The 16,678-nt window shown below is 61.1% G+C and carries 14 protein-coding genes; 7 read left to right on the top strand and 7 right to left on the bottom strand.

Annotation, left to right across the window (positions count from 1 at the left end; genetic code table 11):
* Nucleotides 1-3: 3 nt before the first annotated feature.
* Both HX790_RS29755 and lpxO read right to left on the bottom strand, forming a co-directional pair.
* Nucleotides 4-1,998 (bottom strand): aminotransferase class I/II-fold pyridoxal phosphate-dependent enzyme, encoded by a 1,995-nt coding sequence (locus tag HX790_RS29755; protein ID WP_176992191.1) that lies wholly within the window; start codon nt 1,996-1,998, stop codon nt 4-6.
* Between the two features lie 333 nt (nt 1,999-2,331).
* Nucleotides 2,332-3,231, bottom strand: a complete 900-nt coding sequence (lpxO, locus tag HX790_RS22740; RefSeq protein WP_017138809.1) for a lipid A hydroxylase LpxO — start codon at nt 3,229-3,231, stop codon at nt 2,332-2,334.
* Nucleotides 3,232-3,594: 363 nt separating this feature from the next.
* Here lpxO and HX790_RS22735 point away from each other — a divergent pair, with 363 nt between their 5' ends.
* Nucleotides 3,595-3,981, top strand: coding sequence for a TIGR03067 domain-containing protein (locus HX790_RS22735; protein WP_017138810.1), 387 nt, complete (start codon nt 3,595-3,597; stop codon nt 3,979-3,981).
* 141 nt (nt 3,982-4,122) lie between these two features.
* On the opposite strand, the gene HX790_RS22730 is transcribed toward HX790_RS22735, so the two are convergent.
* Nucleotides 4,123-4,935, bottom strand: a complete 813-nt coding sequence (locus HX790_RS22730; RefSeq protein WP_017138811.1) for a bifunctional 2-polyprenyl-6-hydroxyphenol methylase/3-demethylubiquinol 3-O-methyltransferase UbiG — start codon at nt 4,933-4,935, stop codon at nt 4,123-4,125.
* A 154-nt stretch (nt 4,936-5,089) separates the two neighbouring features.
* Here HX790_RS22730 and HX790_RS22725 point away from each other — a divergent pair, with 154 nt between their 5' ends.
* The 3 genes from HX790_RS22725 to HX790_RS22715 all read left to right on the top strand — a co-directional run bounded on the left by HX790_RS22725 (nt 5,090) and on the right by HX790_RS22715 (nt 9,537).
* Nucleotides 5,090-6,328, top strand: coding sequence for an MFS transporter (locus HX790_RS22725; RefSeq protein WP_176992311.1), 1,239 nt, complete (start codon nt 5,090-5,092; stop codon nt 6,326-6,328).
* A 142-nt stretch (nt 6,329-6,470) separates the two neighbouring features.
* The gene (locus HX790_RS22720; protein WP_176992190.1) at nt 6,471-8,057 is read left to right on the top strand and encodes an ABC-F family ATPase; all 1,587 of its coding nucleotides are present in this window, start codon (nt 6,471-6,473) and stop codon (nt 8,055-8,057) included.
* A 304-nt stretch (nt 8,058-8,361) separates the two neighbouring features.
* Complete coding sequence (locus HX790_RS22715) at nt 8,362-9,537, top strand: MFS transporter (protein WP_176992189.1); 1,176 nt, start codon at nt 8,362-8,364, stop codon at nt 9,535-9,537.
* Here the strand turns inward: HX790_RS22715 and HX790_RS22710 are convergent.
* The 3 genes from HX790_RS22710 to HX790_RS22700 all read right to left on the bottom strand — a co-directional run bounded on the left by HX790_RS22710 (nt 9,531) and on the right by HX790_RS22700 (nt 12,477).
* Complete coding sequence (locus HX790_RS22710) at nt 9,531-10,568, bottom strand: dienelactone hydrolase (protein ID WP_138817555.1); 1,038 nt, start codon at nt 10,566-10,568, stop codon at nt 9,531-9,533. The two genes, HX790_RS22715 and HX790_RS22710, sit on opposite strands and share 7 nt — an antisense overlap.
* 241 nt (nt 10,569-10,809) lie before the next feature.
* On the bottom strand, nt 10,810-11,421 hold the full coding sequence (locus HX790_RS22705) for an FMN-dependent NADH-azoreductase (RefSeq protein ID WP_017138816.1): 612 nt from the start codon (nt 11,419-11,421) through the stop codon (nt 10,810-10,812).
* A 129-nt stretch (nt 11,422-11,550) separates the two neighbouring features.
* Nucleotides 11,551-12,477, bottom strand: coding sequence for an AraC family transcriptional regulator (locus HX790_RS22700; protein WP_169986125.1), 927 nt, complete (start codon nt 12,475-12,477; stop codon nt 11,551-11,553).
* Between the two features lie 157 nt (nt 12,478-12,634).
* Here HX790_RS22700 and HX790_RS22695 point away from each other — a divergent pair, with 157 nt between their 5' ends.
* The 3 genes from HX790_RS22695 to HX790_RS22685 all read left to right on the top strand — a co-directional run bounded on the left by HX790_RS22695 (nt 12,635) and on the right by HX790_RS22685 (nt 15,386).
* Nucleotides 12,635-14,014 (top strand): NAD-dependent succinate-semialdehyde dehydrogenase, encoded by a 1,380-nt coding sequence (locus tag HX790_RS22695; protein WP_176992188.1) that lies wholly within the window; start codon nt 12,635-12,637, stop codon nt 14,012-14,014.
* A gap of 113 nt (nt 14,015-14,127) precedes the next feature.
* Entirely contained in the window at nt 14,128-15,036 is a 909-nt protein-coding gene (locus tag HX790_RS22690; RefSeq protein WP_017138819.1) for a LysR substrate-binding domain-containing protein, read from the top strand.
* The gene (locus HX790_RS22685) at nt 15,033-15,386 is read left to right on the top strand and encodes an MmcQ/YjbR family DNA-binding protein (RefSeq protein WP_017138820.1); all 354 of its coding nucleotides are present in this window, start codon (nt 15,033-15,035) and stop codon (nt 15,384-15,386) included. The genes HX790_RS22690 and HX790_RS22685 overlap by 4 nt, the downstream gene beginning before the upstream one ends.
* A 4-nt stretch (nt 15,387-15,390) precedes the next feature.
* Here the strand turns inward: HX790_RS22685 and HX790_RS22680 are convergent, their stop codons facing one another.
* Complete coding sequence (locus HX790_RS22680; protein ID WP_176992187.1) at nt 15,391-16,677, bottom strand: amidase; 1,287 nt, start codon at nt 16,675-16,677, stop codon at nt 15,391-15,393.
* Between the last annotated feature and the right edge of the window lies 1 nt (nt 16,678).

The following is a 16,678-nucleotide window of genomic DNA, read 5'->3' as shown; positions in this document are numbered from 1 at the left end:
GAGTTAGCGAGTTTGATGCGCGTTGACGAACTGTCGGCAACGCTCACTGCGTGGGTCGAGGAAAACCGCGTCCGGCGTGCCGGTTTCTTCGATCAAGCCTTGGTGCAGAAAAGCCACTTTGGAGGACACATCCCGGGCGAAGGCCATTTCATGGGTGACCAGGATCATGGTGCGGCCTTCTTCGGCCAGGGAGCGGATCACACGCAGCACTTCGCCCACCAGTTCGGGGTCGAGGGCTGAGGTGGGTTCGTCGAACAGCATGACTTTGGGGCGCATGGCCAACGCGCGGGCAATCGCCACACGCTGCTGTTGGCCTCCGGACAGGAACGCCGGGAATTCATTGCGTTTGGCGGCCAGGCCAACGCGGTCGAGCAAGGCTTCGGCGCGCTCGATGGCCTCGGCACGGCTTTCGCGCAGTACCTGGGTGGGCGCTTCGATAAGGTTTTCGAGGACGGTGCGGTGCGGCCACAGGTTGAAGTTCTGGAACACCATGCCCAGGGTCGAGCGGATGCGTACCAATTGCTTGGCATCGGCGACCAGCGGCGCGCCGGGCATGCCGTAGTTGAGCTTGATGCTTTCACCGTCGACATGGATGCTGCCCTGGTCGGGCACTTCAAGCATGTTGATGCAGCGCAGCAAGGTGCTTTTGCCTGAGCCGCTGGCGCCGATCAGCGAAATCACCTCACCTTCGTTGGCCGTGAGCGAGATGCCTTTGAGCACTTCGATATTGCCGAAGCGCTTGTGCAGGTCGATCACCTCAATCATCTTGCGCGCTTCGACAGGCGGCAGCACGTCGATCTCAGGCGTCGGCGCCACACGCGGCTCACCGGCCAGCTTGGCGACGAACCTGGCGATACGCTGGCAGGCTTCGGCCAGGCGTGCTTCGCCCAAGGTGAACGACAGCCGCACAAACCCTTGCGCCGGCTCGCCAAACGCCGCGGCATCCAGCACCGAAACACCCGCCTCGCGGAACAGGCGCCAGGCAAAATCCAACGACCCCAGGCCCGTGCCACGCACGTCTACCAGCACAAACATCCCGGCTTGCGGCGCTTGTACCTTGATGCCCGGGCACGCACTCAGGCCGGCCACGACCAGGTCACGGCGGCGCCGGTAGATGTCGCGCATGCCCACCGTCACTTCGTCATGGGCCAGCACGGCTGCTGTGGCGGCTTCCATCACAAAACCCGGCAAGCCGTAGAGCATGCTCAGCACCAGGGTTTCGGCGTGGGCGATCATTTCCGGCGAGGCGATCAACCAGCCGGTTCGCCAGCCGGTCATGGCGTGGGATTTGGACAGGCTGCCAATCACGATGCAGCGCTCGGCCATGCCGGGTAACGCGGCGAGGCTGTGGTATTGGCCGTCAAACACCAGGCTTTCGTAGACCTCATCCACCACCACCCACAGGTCGTGGGCGGTGGCCAGGTCGGCTATCGCTTGCAGTTCCTGCGGGTTGAGCACCACGCCGGTGGGGTTATTGGGGTTGGAGAAGAAGATGGCGCGGCTGCGCGGGGTGATGGCGGCAGCCAGGCGTTGTGCATCCAGGCGAAACCCGGACTCCGGCGAGCACGGTACGCGCACCAGGGTGGCGCCACTGGCTTTGAGCGTGGCTTCGTAGGTGACGTACATCGGGTCGAGCACCAGCACTTCATCACCGGCTTGCAGCAGGCACAGGGAACTGATGAACAACGCGTTCTGTGCGCCGGGCACGATGATCACGTTGTCGGCGTTTAGTGAGCATGCCAGGGTCTTGCTGTAGCGCGCCGCCACAGCCTCGCGCAGGGCGGCGCGGCCGGGGATTTCGGTGTAGTGCGTGTCACCGCTGTGCAACGCGCTGACTGCGGCTTCGGTGATGAAGGCCGGCGTGGCGAAATCGGGGTCGCCGACGCTGAGGATGATGATGTCTTCGCCCTGGCTGGCAGCCTGGAACGCGGCGTGGTGGATGTCCCAGGCGGCGACGCCCTGCCCTGCAATTCGTTCGACGAAGGGGGAAAACCGCATGCCAGAGCCTCTCGTTCAAGAAGAAAAAGCGCGAACCCGGTTGTGTGCAAACGGGTGGATGCGGTCAACATAGTGCAAACTGAACAGTCGTTCAATGGGTATGTTTGAGGGGGTGTCGTTTATCGAGTGAACAGGTCGTGAATAACATTTGCGGGGGGAGTTTGAGTGTGGCGGATGAGTGCATACCCGTTATTGGGGTAACGGCGGCTAAGGGTTGCGCCCTGACGGCGGTTCACCTTGGCAACAGCAGAGCTGCACGCGATCAAATGTGGGGGCTGGCTTGTCGAGCCAGCTCCCACACTTGGAGCAGCAGGCAGATCAGATCAGATCAGATCAGATCAGGATAAAAATCAGCGCCAACCCAGCGAAAATCGCCCATTTTTCCAGGTAATACCGCGCACGATTACGCTTTTTCAGTTCCTTGCCACGCAAACGAATCTTGTACAACCGCGTAAACGCGCGGTTCAAACCACCGGTCTTGTCACCCTCATCATTAGGCGAACCCGCAGCCGCCATTACATTACGACTGAACCAACGGTTAAACGCCGCCGCCCAGCGGTACTTCATCGGGCGCTCAATGTCACAGAACAGAATGATGCGGTTCTGCTGCGTAGTGTTTTCCGCGTAGTGAATGTAAGTCTCGTCAAACATCACCGGCTCACCGTCCCGCCAGTAGTAACTCTCGCCATCCACATTGATGTAGCAACCCGGATCGTTCGGCGTGTCCAAGCCCAGGTGGTAACGATAAGAGCCTGCATACGGGTCACGGTGGCGCACCAGCTTGGAGCCCGGCGGCAACTCGGCAAACATCGCCGCCTTGATCGAGCCAATGCCTTGCACCAGCTCAGTGGTACGCGGGCACAGCTTCATCGCCGAAGGGTGACTGTCGCCGTACCACTTAAGGTAAAAGCGCTTCCAGCCCGACTTGAAAAACGAGTTGAAACCCACGTCATTGTATTGGTCCGAGCGCTTGATCTCGCCCGCGCGCATCAGGTTCTGACCTTCCTGGCGGATTTCCTCCCAGTGCTCCTGCAGCGGGCTCAGGTCCGGAAAGTCGCTGGGCGACAGAAACGGACGGCTTGGCTGCCTGGAAAACAAGTAGAGGAAACAGTTGATCGGCGCAAGGAACGTCGAGTGATCGCTAAGCTGGCGACCCAGCTTGTGTCGCACTCTGCCACGCAGGTGAACATACGCAATGGAGGCAACGTAGAGAACAACAATGATGAGTTTCAAGGGATTCGTCACAAGTTAGAAGAGAACAGGCTGCTCCTGCATGCCCACAACGGCCGAGGATAAATAAGCAGCACCTGAAATCACGATTACATAGTGGCGGCTGGCCGGACGAGTCACTTCCTAAACCACGCCTTAGACCTTTATTTAGCCACAGTTTGTAACCAAAGGTTAACTAAGAATTGTGAAAAGCTGTCTACGCAACGCGTAGGACTCACGTGCGCCTGCCTGGATGCAAGCCCAGAGTGAGGCTATTTACAGCGCAGGCGGTTGCGCTGGCAACCCACAAAAAACTCGGCACCCAACCAGGTTCAATCCCCTTTCAGTTATCATCGCGCCAATCAATCTCCAGCAAAAGGAACTTGCATGAAACTTCAACCAGACCCGGACTTCACCGCGCTTCAGGGCGCCTGGGAGCAGACTTCCCTGGAAGACAGCGGCGTACTCAACCCTGCGGACGCACACAGCGCGCCAGGCGCCATTACCACGATTGAGGGTGATCAGTTCGAAGTCCGAACCGTCGCTGGCAACGTATTGCTGGCTGGCCGGTTTTCCCTGGACAGCAGCACCACGCCCAAACGTATTACCTGGGTAGATTCCATGGGCGATGACGCCGGCAAAGCGTTACCCGCCAGTTATCGCCTCGAAGGCGATAATTTTGTGTTTATCGCAGCGGATGAAGGCATGCCCCGCCCAACGGTCTTCAGCACCGGGCCAGGGCAAACCATGCGCGCCTTCGTGCGCCGCACCTGAAAACCGCATGCCATCCGAAACGCCGACATGCTTTTCACACGGTGTTTACTTCCTGGCCTTTAGCGTAAGGCCACCTACTCCAGTGAATCACTTGGCCCGCCTCTTCTGTCGCGGGCCTTTTTTTGTGCGCGAAAAACCCGCTCAAACAGCGCGCTTGATGGCCGTCAGGGTGAAACACAACGGCAATTGGGCCGACTGGTGCTCGTACTGGTCATACAGCTCCTCGCGGTTGGAGTGCGGATACTCCTGCAGATGCTCGATCTGCAAGTGCGCCGCAATCGCCGCGGTGACGACGCTGCCCAGGGTATGCACATACCAGTAGGACGTCGGCCCAGGCACCTCTGTCAGCCCTTCATACACAATTGACGCCTGCAACACGAACGGATCGCGTTGAAAATACGAGCTGTCGGGCAAAAACGGGTTGCTGGCCTGAGGGTCGAAGACTTCCAGGAAAGGGTGAGTCTCGTAGATCACCAGGGTGCCGCCGGGCTTGAGGGTACTGGCCACGTGCTGCATGAACAGCGCCACATCCGGCATCCAGCCGAGTACGCCAATCGTCACCAAGGCAATATCGAACCGGCCAAGCAAACGCTCAGGCAGGTGATGGATATCGGCTTCGATGAATTGCGGGTTATGCGGGGAAATATCAGCCAACTCCCGAGCTTGCGCCAGAAAGGCTGTCGATTGATCGACACCCACCACCTCGCGCGCGCCCAGGCCAAACAGCGACAGGCTTTCACGCCCGTTGTTACAGCCGACTTGCACCACCGACTTGCCGGCAACGCCGACAGTTTGCAACAACGCGGTGATGGTGGGATCGAGGCAGGAAAAAGCCGGCTCAACGACTGATTGCAGCAAGGTATTCCAGGTCGCAGTATCTTTGTGCAGCGCGGCAGAGGCGTCCCAGGCGGCCTTATTATCGGCGATTGCCTGTTGGGCTGAGGGCATGTCCATTGCGTCTCCAGGGAGTCATTTCAGCGGGCTACGGAAAATAATCCAAACGCCCGTCAGATGAAACCCTCAGCGGCAGCGAAACTTCTGTTCAGGCCCACGGGTCACTAGCCCAATGAGTGTCCAGCCCCTGAACACCCTTTGCGAAGACAACGCCGTGGCCAATCACTCTGACTTGCGTAATACCTTGTCCCTGGACAGCCTCAATTTTTTCCTGGCCGATGTGCGCGACGGCCTCGGGCCTTACCTGGCGATTTACCTGCTGGCCGTGCACAAATGGGACCCGGCCAGCATCGGCGTGGTCATGACCCTGGCGGGCATCGCCGCACTGGTCACCCAAGGCCCGGCGGGCGCGCTGATCGACCGCACACGCAGCAAGCGCGCGGTGATTGCGGCGGCTGCCATCCTGGTGACCATCAGTTGCCTGATGCTGCCATTTGTCAGCGCCTTCAGTTGGGTGGCCTTGACCCAGGCCGCCAGTGCCGTGGCCGCCTCGGTGTTTGCACCGGCCATATCGGCCATTTCCCTCGGAATTACCGGGCCACGCGCCTTCACCCGCCGAACGGGGCGCAACGAAACCTTCAACCACGCCGGCAATGCTGTGGCAGCGCTGCTGGCCGGCGGCCTGGCGTACCTGTACGGCCCGGTGGTGGTGTTTTACTTGATGGCCTTTATGGCGTTGGCCAGTATCGTGGCCGTGAGCTGCGTGTCGGCCAAGGCGATTGACCATGAAGTCGCCAGGGGCTTTGACCCGGCCCACCACAGCGATCACGAACAACCGTCCGGTGTGAAAGTCCTGCTGGCCAACCGGCCGCTGCTGATATTCGCCATCTGCTGCGCCCTCTTCCACCTGGCCAATGCGGCGATGCTGCCGTTGGTCAGCCAGAAGCTCGCGCAGATCAACCTGCAGATGGCCACGCCGCTGACCTCGGCGTGCATCGTCGCCGCGCAGTTGGTGATGGTGCCGATGGCCTGGCTGGTGGGGTTCAAGGCCGATGTGTGGGGTCGCAAACCGCTGCTGCTCGCAGGTTTCCTGATCCTGCCACTGCGCGGCGTGCTCTACACCTTGTCCAGTGATCCTTACTGGCTGGTGGCGGTACAGATGCTCGACGGCATCGGCGCGGGGATCTTTGGCGCGCTGTTCCCGGTGATCGTCAAGGACCTTACCCAGGGCACCGGGCGTTTTAATGTGAGCCTCGGCGCGCTGTCCACGGTGTTTGGCCTGGGTGCGGCGTTGAGTAGCAGCCTGGCCGGTTTCGTGGTGCAACAGGCCGGCTACAACGCGGCATTCCTGACCCTGGCAGGCGTGGCGGCCGTGGCTTTGGCGCTGTTATGGCTGGCGATGCCGGAGACCTTGGAGAAACCATCGTTCGCCTGCCATACAACTGTCGCCTGACATATGCGACAATGCGCGCCAAATTCCAACACACAGCCAAAATTTTCTGCTCAGCGACCGGGTTTCGCGCCTTGATGTCGCTGTTGACGCATGCCTGAAGGCTCCTGCCGCCACGCTCGCAACTCATTGATAGGTAAAGTAATTGATCTCCACAGCTAACATCACCATGCAGTTCGGCGCCAAGCCGCTCTTTGAGAACGTCTCGGTCAAATTCGGCGCCGGCAACCGTTATGGTTTGATCGGTGCCAACGGTTGCGGCAAGTCGACCTTCATGAAAATCCTTGGCGGCGACCTCGACCCGTCCGGCGGCCAGGTCATGCTGGAGCCAAACGTGCGCCTGGGTAAACTGCGCCAGGACCAGTTCGCCTACGAAGAATTCACCGTACTCGACACCGTGATCATGGGCCACGAAGAGCTGTGGCGGGTCAAGGCTGAGCGTGACCGCATCTACTCGCTGCCGGAAATGAGCGAAGAAGACGGCATGGCCGTTGCCGAGCTGGAAACCGAATTCGCCGAGATGGACGGCTACACCGCCGAGTCCCGCGCCGGTGAACTGCTGCTGGGCCTGGGTATTCCGCTGGAGCAGCACTTTGGCCCGATGAGCGAAGTCTCGCCAGGCTGGAAACTGCGCGTATTGCTGGCCCAGGCGCTGTTCTCCGATCCTGAAGTGCTGTTGCTCGACGAACCGACCAACCACTTGGACATCAACACCATCCGCTGGCTGGAAAACATCCTGACCCAGCGTTCCAGCCTGATGATCATCATCTCTCACGACCGTCACTTCCTGAACAGCGTGTGCACCCACATGGCTGACCTGGACTACGGCGAGCTGCGCCTGTTCCCGGGCAACTACGACGAGTACATGACCGTGGCGACCCAGTCCCGCGAGCAGCTGCTGTCGGACAACGCCAAGAAGAAGGCGCAGATCTCCGAACTGCAATCCTTCGTCAGCCGCTTCTCGGCCAACGCCTCGAAAGCCAAGCAAGCCACGTCCCGCGCCAAGGCGATCGATAAGATCCAGCTGGCCGAGGTCAAGCCGTCGAGCCGTGTGAGCCCGTTCATCCGTTTCGAGCAGAACAAGAAGCTGCACCGCCAGGCTGTCATGGTCGAAAAAATGGCCAAGGGCTTCGACGGCAAGCCGCTGTTCAAGGACTTCAGCTTCCAGGTTGAAGCCGGCGAGCGCGTGGCGATCATCGGCCCGAACGGTATCGGCAAGACCACCCTGCTGCGCACCCTGGTCAACGAACTGACCCCGGACGCCGGCAGCATCAAGTGGACCGACGCCGCAGAGCTGGGCTACTACGCCCAGGACCACGCCCATGACTTCGAAGACGACGTGACCCTGTTCGACTGGATGGGCCAGTGGACCCAAGGCGAGCAGATGATCCGTGGCACCCTGGGCCGCATGCTGTTCTCCAACGACGAGATCCAGAAGTCGGTGAAGGTGATTTCCGGTGGTGAGCAAGGCCGCATGCTGTTCGGCAAGCTGATCCTGCAAAAGCCGAACGTGCTGATCATGGACGAACCCACCAACCACTTGGACATGGAATCCATCGAAGCGCTGAACCTGGCGCTGGAAAACTACCCGGGCACGCTGATCTTCGTCAGCCACGACCGTGAGTTCGTATCGTCCCTGGCCACCCGCATCATCGAGTTGAGCGCCACCGGCGTGATCGACTTCAGCGGCACCTATGACGACTACCTGCGCAGCCAAGGCGTGGTGTTCTAAGCACCCGCGGCTAGCCGGCTTGTTGTGGCGAACCCGCTTGCTGTGGCGAGCAGGCTTGCCCTGCGCTGGGCTGCGAAGCAGCCCCAATAAAAAACACCGCGTTCTGCCAGGCAAAACGCGGTGTTTGGTTTTAGGGCCGCTGCGCAGCCCAGCGCAGGGCAAGCCTGCTCGCCACATCGAGCCTGTTCACCACAATAGAGCGGCTTATGATGACGGGCCTCTTCAGCAAAACCCGTTAGCCAGCTTCCTTTTCCCCCACGCCCTTGCCATCATGCCCTCACCGCCCGCCAGCGAATGAGTGACCATGCCTGCCGCCGCCCCCAACTCCCTGTCGATCACCCTGCAGATCGTCTCCATTGTCTTCTACACCTTTATCGCGTTTATCTGCATCGGCCTGCCAATTGCGGTGATCCCAGGCTATGTGCATGAACAACTGGGCTTCAGCGCCGTAGTCGCCGGGGTCACCATCGGCTCGCAATACCTGGCCACCCTGCTCAGCCGCCCGATGGCTGGGCGCATGTCGGATAACGTCGGCACCAAACGCGCCATTGTGTTGGGTTTGGCCGGCATCCTGGTCAGTGGCGTGCTGACATTTTTCGCAACCTTGCTTGAAAGCATCCCCGCCGTGAGCCTTGGGGTGTTGATCGTCGGCAGGCTGTTGCTCGGCGTGGCCCAAGGCCTGATCGGCGTTGGCACCATCAGTTGGTGCATGGGCGCGGTCGGTGCCGAACACACGGCGCGCTCGATATCCTGGAATGGCATTGCGTCCTACGGCGCCATCGCGATTGGCGCGCCGCTGGGCGTGATGATGGTGGCCGATTATGGCTACACCAGCCTGGGCATCGCGCTGTCCGTGTTGGCCGCCTTGGGCCTGGTGTTGATCCGCAATAAACCGTCGGTGCCGGTGGTGCGTGGCGAGCGGCTGCCATTCTGGTCGGTGTTCGGGCGCATCGCGCCGTTTGGCGCCAGCCTGTGCCTGGCGTCTATCGGCTACGGCACGCTGACCACCTTTATCACCCTGTATTACCTCAACCGTGGCTGGGTCGGTGCGGCGTACTGCCTGACGGTGTTTGGCGTGTGTTTTATCTTGTCGCGCCTGGTGTTTATCTCCGCCATCAGCCGCTTCGGCGGGTTCAGCGCGGCGATTGCCTGCATGACCATCGAGACCGTCGGCCTGACCCTGTTGTGGCTGGCGCCCTCCACCGGTGTGGCGCTGATCGGCGCCGGGCTGACCGGCTTCGGTTTGTCGCTGGTGTACCCGGCGCTCGGCGTGGAGGCCATCAAGCAAGTGCCCAACAGCAGCCGTGGCGCGGGGCTGAGTGCGTATGCGGTGTTTTTTGATCTGGCCCTGGCGATTGCCGGGCCATTGATGGGCGCCGTGGCACTGAACCTCGGCTATGGCTGGATCTTCTTCTGCGCCGCGCTGCTGTCGGTCACGGCCCTGTGCCTGACCGTGCAGCTCAAGCGCCGCGCTTACTGATCAGCGGTCTGCAAACCGGCGCGGGTCGACTGACCCAGGGTATGCACGAAGAAGCGCCCCGCCTCCGAGATCAGGTCGCGGTGGATGCCTTCGCGGTCGACACCGTCGGCATCCGTGCAAATCGCCGGCATGGCCAGCAGTTGGTCGCTGTCACACGGCGCCATGAACACAAAGTGCCCGGCCCCGGCCAATAGTTTGAAATCCGGCGGCTGCGGCAGTTTGCGCGCCAGGGCAGCGGCGTTCTTGTCCACGGCCACCAGCTTGTCGCCGTCGCCACTGTAGAGCAGCACCGGCACGTGCACATCGGCCAACGTGTGGCGGCCAAACATCAGGCTCAACGGCGCCATCAGCATCAAGGCGTGAATACGCGGGTCGGCTTGCGGCTGCAGGTCTTCACGGTCGACCACCAGCTCACCTTTGGTGGTGCAGGCGTCGCGGTCTTCCGGGCGCTCCTGGCAATAGCGGCGCAGGCGGTCGAAGTCCGGCTTGGCCCCGGCCAGGATCAGCGCGGTTTCGCCACCGGCTGAGTAACCGATAACGCCCACCTGGTCGATATTGACGAACGGCGACAGCATCGTATCCCCGAGCGTGGCGGTAATCGCTGCGGAAATCTGGATCGGCCGCCCGTACAGGTTGCTCACCGTGCCCAGGCGGCTGTGATCCTTGTAGTTGTCGCCGGGATGCAAAACGGCCACCACCACAAACCCTTTGCGCGCCAGCGAAGTGGCCAGGTCGTGCAGCGCCAGCGGTGTACCGGTGTTGCCGTGGGACAACATCAGCATCGGGAAACGCCCGATGGCCACTTTGGAATCCTGGGTGGCAGCCACGTGGTAGGGACCCAACTGCGTGGAATGCTCGTCATCGGTGGACGGATAGAACGCGATGGCGTTCATCGGCTGCTGATCCAGCGGGTCGAGAAAACTCATGCGATGAAAGCCCACACTCCAATGCGGGTGCGGCGCCGGGGCAGCGTGCACTGAAATCAGGCCACCGAGCAGGGAAAGAACCAAAACAGCACAAAGACGCATCATGGGGATGTCCACCTTTGCTGCGCGACCACGTTCAACACCCGCGGCATGTCGGTTTGAAAAGTCCATGGGCCAAGGCACTCGCTCCGGGTGATAAACCCATGCGTGCATAACCTGGGCCAAAGTAATGACAGCGGGTAAACGAAAAAACTCCGTACTCCGGTCGCGTTCAGGCGATCAGAATACAGAGTTTAGGCGCCCCGGTTCAGATTGGAACCGAACAGAGGCGAACTTTACACAAGCCTTACGCGGCGGCGAACAATTGTTCGTTGATCACTACGTTGGCGTCGCTCAGGGCCTTGCTGCGAACTTCTTCACCGTACGCCAGGCCTTGGGCGCGGACAAATTCGATATCAGTGATGCCGAGGAAGCCAAACACCAGTTTCAAGTAATCCTCGTGCCCCACATTGCTCGCCTGGCCCGCATGCAGACCGCCAGCGGTGGAAACAATGATCAGCTTCTTGCCGCCGCACAGGCCTTCAGGGCCGGCTTCGGTGTAACGGAAGGTTTGGCCGGCCACGGCAATACGGTCGATCCAGGCCTTGAGCTGGGACGGCACCGAGAAGTTGTACATCGGCGCACCGATGACTACAGCGTCGGCGGCGATGAATTCAGCCAGGGACGTAGCGCTCAGTTCGGCCTCGTGTTTTTGTACGGCGTCGCGCAATTCGGCAGCGGTGCCCAGGGCGCCCAGGGTCAGGCCGGAAAAGTGGCTGATGCCTTCGGCAGCCAAGTCACGATAGGTCACTTCCACACCTGGCTCAGCCGCTTGCCAGGCCTTGACCACACCAGCGCTGAGCTGACGCGAAGCCGAGTTGTCGCCGAGGATGCTGGAATCGATATGCAACAGTTTCATGCGGGTTCTCCAAGTGAGGATCGCGGCTGGGCGATCGAATGAAGTTAATCCTACACATGAACCCAATAGTCGATTAGACGGCACAAATGTGATTGTTCGTCCTGCCAGCAGGACAATCAGCTCGCCAACTCAGTGCGAAGACACATAAATCGATGCCGACGTAGGCGCCGGCAGCGCATAGGTGCGTTTCATCCACTGAATCTCCTCCTGGGGCGTACGCCCGAACAAGCGCTTGAACTCTCGGCTGAACTGCGAGGCACTCTCATAGCCCACCTGAGCACACGCCGTGGCGGCAGTGATGTCGTTGCGCAGCATCAGCAAACGCGCCTGGTGCAGGCGCGTGGACTTGAGGTATTGCATCGGTGAGGTGTCGGTGACCGTGCGAAAGTGCGCATGAAAACTCGGCACGCTCATCATCGCCTCGCGCGCCAACGCTTCCACGTCCAGGTGCTGGTGGTAGTCCCCATGAATCTTGCGGATTGCGCGTGCCACCTTGCCGAACTGGCCTTGGCGGTTAAGCGCGGCGCGCATCGAACCGCCCTGCTCGCCTGTAAGGATGCGGTAGTAGATCTCGCGCATCAGCGCGGGGCCGAGAACCTGTGCCTCCATCGGCGCACTCATGGCTTCGAGAAACCGCAGCAGCGACTCACTGAGTTTGTCGTCCATGGGCGAGGAATACATGCCGCGCGGCTTGGCTTCGAGCAATTCGGGAAACGCATCCAGCGCCAACATCAATTCGGCGGCGAGGGTGAAATCCAGGCGCAAGTACACCGCCAGCATCGGCTCTGCTTCGCTGGCCTCGGTTTCCATGGTGAACGGCACCGGCACCGACACCACCAGGTAATGCTGGGCGTCGTACAGGTAAATCTCTTCACCCAGGTAACCGCGCTTGCGCCCCTGGCAGACGATCACGATGCCGGGGTCGTACAGCACCGACACCCGGTGCAGCGGCCGATTTGAGCGCAGGAAACGCACATCCTCCAGAGCGCTCAGGTTATAGCCTTCGACAGGCGCCAAGCGCCCCATCAGCTCGATGATTTTTTGGGTGCGGCCCATGGCGCATGGCTCCTGGCGAAAACAGCACGGTACTGCGCAAACACCGATATGGCTATGCACTCATAGGAATAGGCAATCAGCACATTGGAATGGATATTCGCTCAAACCGCAGTGTTCCGTAGCCTGAAACAGCACTTTCAGCCTTCGGAGTTTGCCCATGCTTATCGTCTACAACCCTGCCACCGGCGAAGAAATCGGCCGTGTGACCAAGCACACCTCAGCCCAGGTCAAGGCCGCCGTTGACCGCACCTGCGCCGCCTTCCCCGAATGGTCCGGCAAACTCGCCAAGGAGCGCAGCGACATTCTGCGCCGCTGGCACGACAGCGTTAAGGCGGACAAGGAGGCCTTCGCCGAACTGCTGTGCCGTGAAAACGGCAAGTGCCTGAGCGAAGCCCGAGGTGAAATCGACTATGGCCTGGGCTTTATCGAGTGGTACGCCGAAGAGGCCAAACGCGTTTACGGCGACACCATTCCCACCCACGACCGCAATGCCAATGTCATGGTGACCAAAGAAGCCATCGGCCCCGTAGCGGCCATTACGCCGTGGAACTTCCCGTTCATGATGATCACCCGCAAAGTCGCCACGGCCCTGGCCGCCGGCTGCACCATGGTGATCAAGCCCGCCGAAGACACACCGCTCACCGCCCTCAAGCTGCTGGACTACGCACGCAAGGCCGGTATTGAAGCCGGTGTGCTTGAAGTGGTGGTGGGTGATCCCAAGGAGATCGGCCTGATCCTCACTGGCGACCCACGTATCCGCAAGATCTCGTTCACCGGCTCCACCGGTGTGGGCAAATTGCTCGCAGCGCAGTGCGCGGCGACTATCAAGAAGATGACCCTGGAGCTGGGCGGCAATGCGCCGTTTATTGTGTTTGAGGACGCCAACCTGGATGAAGCGGTAAAAGGACTGGTCGGCGCCAAACTGCGCAACTCGGGCCAGGTGTGCATCTCGCCGAACCGGATCTTTGTGCAGCAGAGCATTCTCGAAGACTTTATCGAACGCATGAAGGCTGCCGTCGCCAACATCGAAGTGGACCAGGGCCTGCGCGAAGGCTTTGTGGTCGGGCCGCTGGTCAATCAACTGGGTTTTGACAAAGTCGTGCGTCTGGTCGAGGACGCCAAGGCGGCGGGCGCCAAGGTGCTGATGGGCGGCAAACCCCACGCCAAGGGCGGGCTGTTCTATGAACCGACCGTATTGACCGGCTTGCAGGACGATTCACCGCTGGCGACCGAGGAGATCTTCGGCCCCGTGTTCGCCGTCTACTCGTTCAAGGACGAAGAAGAAGTCATCGCCCGCGCCAACCAGACCGAGTTCGGCCTGGTGGCCTATGCCTACACCAGCGCGCTGGGCCGGTCGTTGCGCCTGTCACGTCAACTGGAGGCCGGCATGGTGATCCTCAACTCGGGTTCTGTGGGCACGGCGTCGGTCCCGTTTGGTGGCATCAAGCAGTCCGGCTATGGGCGTGAAGGCAGCTATTACGGGATCGAGGAGTACGTGCACGTGAAGTATGTGTTGATGGCGGGGGCGCAGTTCTAAGCCCTCTCACCCTCCAAAAGCCAGTGCCTGCAAGGTGCTGGCTTTTTTTTAGGCTGGATTTGCGCACGCCACACGCGGATAGTTCGTCCCACTGACAGGACAATAGGTTGACCATGCAAGACCTCAACGACCTCTACTACTTCGCCAAAGTCGTCGAAGCCGGCGGCTTTGCGGCGGCTGGCCGGCTGCTGGGGATTCCCAAGTCACGGCTGTCGCGGCGCATCGCCGAACTGGAAGAACGCCTTGGCGCCCGCCTGTTGCAACGCACCACGCGGCAATTGACCCTCACTGCCGTCGGCGAGCGCTACCTGCGCCATTGCCAGGCGATGCTGCTGGAAGCGGAAATGGCCGACGAGGCCGTGGCCAGCATGTCCAGCGAACCCCGCGGGCGCCTACGCGTGAGTTGTCCGGTGGGCATGGCGCAGCACATGTTGCCAGGCATCGTTGCCGGCTTTCTCGCCGCTCACCCACTGGTGCAGCTGGAGATGACCCTGGTCAACCGACGCGTCGACCTGGTGGCCGAAGGTATCGATGTGGCCCTGCGCGTGCGCGAGTTGGGCGATGAAGACCCGTTGCTGGTGACCAAGCGCCTGCGCCAGGCCCAGACAGTCTTGGTGGCCAGCCCGCAGTTCCTGCAAGGCCGCCAAATCAACACCCCGGACGATCTCAAGCAATTGCCGGTACTCGCTGCGCTTGAGGCCGATCGCCTGGTGCACTTGCGGTTGATCGACCCGCAGGGCAATACCGAAAACCTATCCATGGAAGCGCGCCTGGGCATCGACGACTTTATCGTGCGCAAAGCCTGCGCCTTGCAGGGCCTGGGCTTTACCCTGCTGCCAATGATGTATTGCGAAGAGGAGCTGGCCAGCGGCCAATTGGTGCAGTTGCTGCCGCAATGGTCTTCGCCGGGCGGCTGGTTGCAGGCGGTCTACCCGCACCGCCGTGGCGTGTTACCGGCGATTCGGGCCTGGATCGACTATCTGGAAGAAGCCTTCAAGGGTTGCGGAGACCGTTTGCTATGAAGATGAGCGAAGCACAAGTCGCGGCATTCTGCCTGGGCCTGCCCGGCGCGCGGGAAGACTACAAGTGGGGCGGCGTGCGCGTGTTCTCGATTGCCGGCAACAAGATGTTCGCCCTGCAGAACCTGCGCGGTGACTCGCTGGCGTTCAAGGTCGACAAGGAGCTGTTCCTCGGCCATGTGGACCGCCCTGGCATCCACCCCGCGCCGTACCTGGCGCGGGCGCAGTGGGTGATCATGAACACGCCCTACCCGCTGGGCGCCGAGGAACTGCGTGGCCTGTTGCAGCGCTCGCACCAGTTGGTGGTAAGCAAATTGCCCAAGCGCGCGCAGGTGGGACTGAAGCTGGATTGATGGTTCAACGCGCAAACGGCAGTGCGCGCTCAATGGCCATCGCCGCCCCCAGCGCCAAATGCTCGTGCCAGGCCCGTGCAACGATCTGTACACCCACCGGCAAACCCGAGTCAGCAGTACCGGCGCGCACCACCACACAGGGCCAGCCGGCCAGGCTGTATGGCAGCGTATGGCTGAACAACCCTGGCCGGGCGGTGCCCAGCAGCGGCGCCGGGGCCGCGTCAACCGGGCACAGGATAATGTCGTAGTCCGCCATGAACCCCAGCATGGCACTGCGAAACTGATCCCAATCCGAGAGCAACTGTATCGCCTGTGCCCCGGAGCCTTTGCCCATTGCCCAGTAGCGCTCGGTAATATCGCGAGCATTACGCAATGCCGAAGGGAACGCCTGACGGACCACGGCGCCCGCACCTGCCAGCAGGTCGGCAGCCACCTGCAGCGTGACCTGGGTACACGTGTCTACCGGTTCGATGCCGCCCTCGCTGTACCAGGCGACGCGCAAACCATTCAGTGCCTGTGGAGGCATATCCGGCAGCGGCATTGGAATCACCCCACAATCGTGCCCATCCTCACCGGCGATCACCCGGAACACCAGGTCCAGGTCTTCGACATGCCGGGCCATCGGGCCGATCTGGCTGCGGCTATCACTCAACCCACCCGGGTGATCGAAAACCCCGGTGTTGGGCACCCGGCCCGTGGTGGGCTTCAAGGTACTGACCCCGCAAAAATGCGCTGGTATGCGCAGGCTGCCACCCGAATCGCTGCCCAGCCCCAGCGGCGAAAGGCCGGCAGCCACCGCAGCAGCTTCGCCACCGCTGCTGCCGCCGGGGCCATGGGACAGCGCATGGGGGTTACGGGTAGCGCCGTAGACCGGGTTATCGGTCACTCCACCGCCACCGCCCGGCGGGCAGTTGCTTTTACCCAAAAGAATGGCGCCGGCCGCTTTCATGCGCGCCACTGCAACAGCATCGTGCTGAGGACAATAATGAGCCCGATCAACCAGGCCCGCTGCCGACACCACCCCACGGGTATCGAAAATATCTTTGACCGTGAAGGGAACGCCCTGCAACACGCCGCCATACTCGCCTTGGGCGATAGCACGATCAACCGCCCAAGCATCGGCCAACGCCGTATCGGCACAGACCTGCACCAGCGCGTTGACCGAGGGGTTGAGCGCCTCGATACGCGCAAGGTAAAAGCTGACGATGGCGGTGGAAGTAAACTTGCGTTGTTGAATCAGCGCTGCAAGCTCAGTTGCCGAATGATGGAGCAATGAATCTGAAAAAGACATT

The sequence above is a fragment of the Pseudomonas sp. IPO3747 genome (genome assembly GCF_013385245.1).
GTDB lineage: Bacteria > Pseudomonadota > Gammaproteobacteria > Pseudomonadales > Pseudomonadaceae > Aquipseudomonas > Aquipseudomonas edaphica.
Note: the sequence above shows the minus strand (reverse complement) of the source record. Positions and strands in the feature narration are given on the sequence as shown.

Coding starts and splice junctions, on each gene's coding strand:
- HX790_RS29755 (WP_176992191.1), bottom strand. CDS start 1,998: ATGCGGTTTTCCCCCTTCGTCGAACGAATTGCAGGGCAGGGCGTCGCC.
- HX790_RS22735 (WP_017138810.1), top strand. CDS start 3,595: ATGAAACTTCAACCAGACCCGGACTTCACCGCGCTTCAGGGCGCCTGG.
- HX790_RS22730 (WP_017138811.1), bottom strand. CDS start 4,935: ATGGACATGCCCTCAGCCCAACAGGCAATCGCCGATAATAAGGCCGCC.
- HX790_RS22715 (WP_176992189.1), top strand. CDS start 8,362: ATGCCTGCCGCCGCCCCCAACTCCCTGTCGATCACCCTGCAGATCGTC.
- HX790_RS22710 (WP_138817555.1), bottom strand. CDS start 10,568: ATGATGCGTCTTTGTGCTGTTTTGGTTCTTTCCCTGCTCGGTGGCCTG.
- HX790_RS22705 (WP_017138816.1), bottom strand. CDS start 11,421: ATGAAACTGTTGCATATCGATTCCAGCATCCTCGGCGACAACTCGGCT.
- HX790_RS22700 (WP_169986125.1), bottom strand. CDS start 12,477: ATGGGCCGCACCCAAAAAATCATCGAGCTGATGGGGCGCTTGGCGCCT.
- HX790_RS22695 (WP_176992188.1), top strand. CDS start 12,635: ATGCTTATCGTCTACAACCCTGCCACCGGCGAAGAAATCGGCCGTGTG.
- HX790_RS22690 (WP_017138819.1), top strand. CDS start 14,128: ATGCAAGACCTCAACGACCTCTACTACTTCGCCAAAGTCGTCGAAGCC.
- HX790_RS22685 (WP_017138820.1), top strand. CDS start 15,033: ATGAAGATGAGCGAAGCACAAGTCGCGGCATTCTGCCTGGGCCTGCCC.
- HX790_RS22680 (WP_176992187.1), bottom strand. CDS start 16,677: ATGTCTTTTTCAGATTCATTGCTCCATCATTCGGCAACTGAGCTTGCA.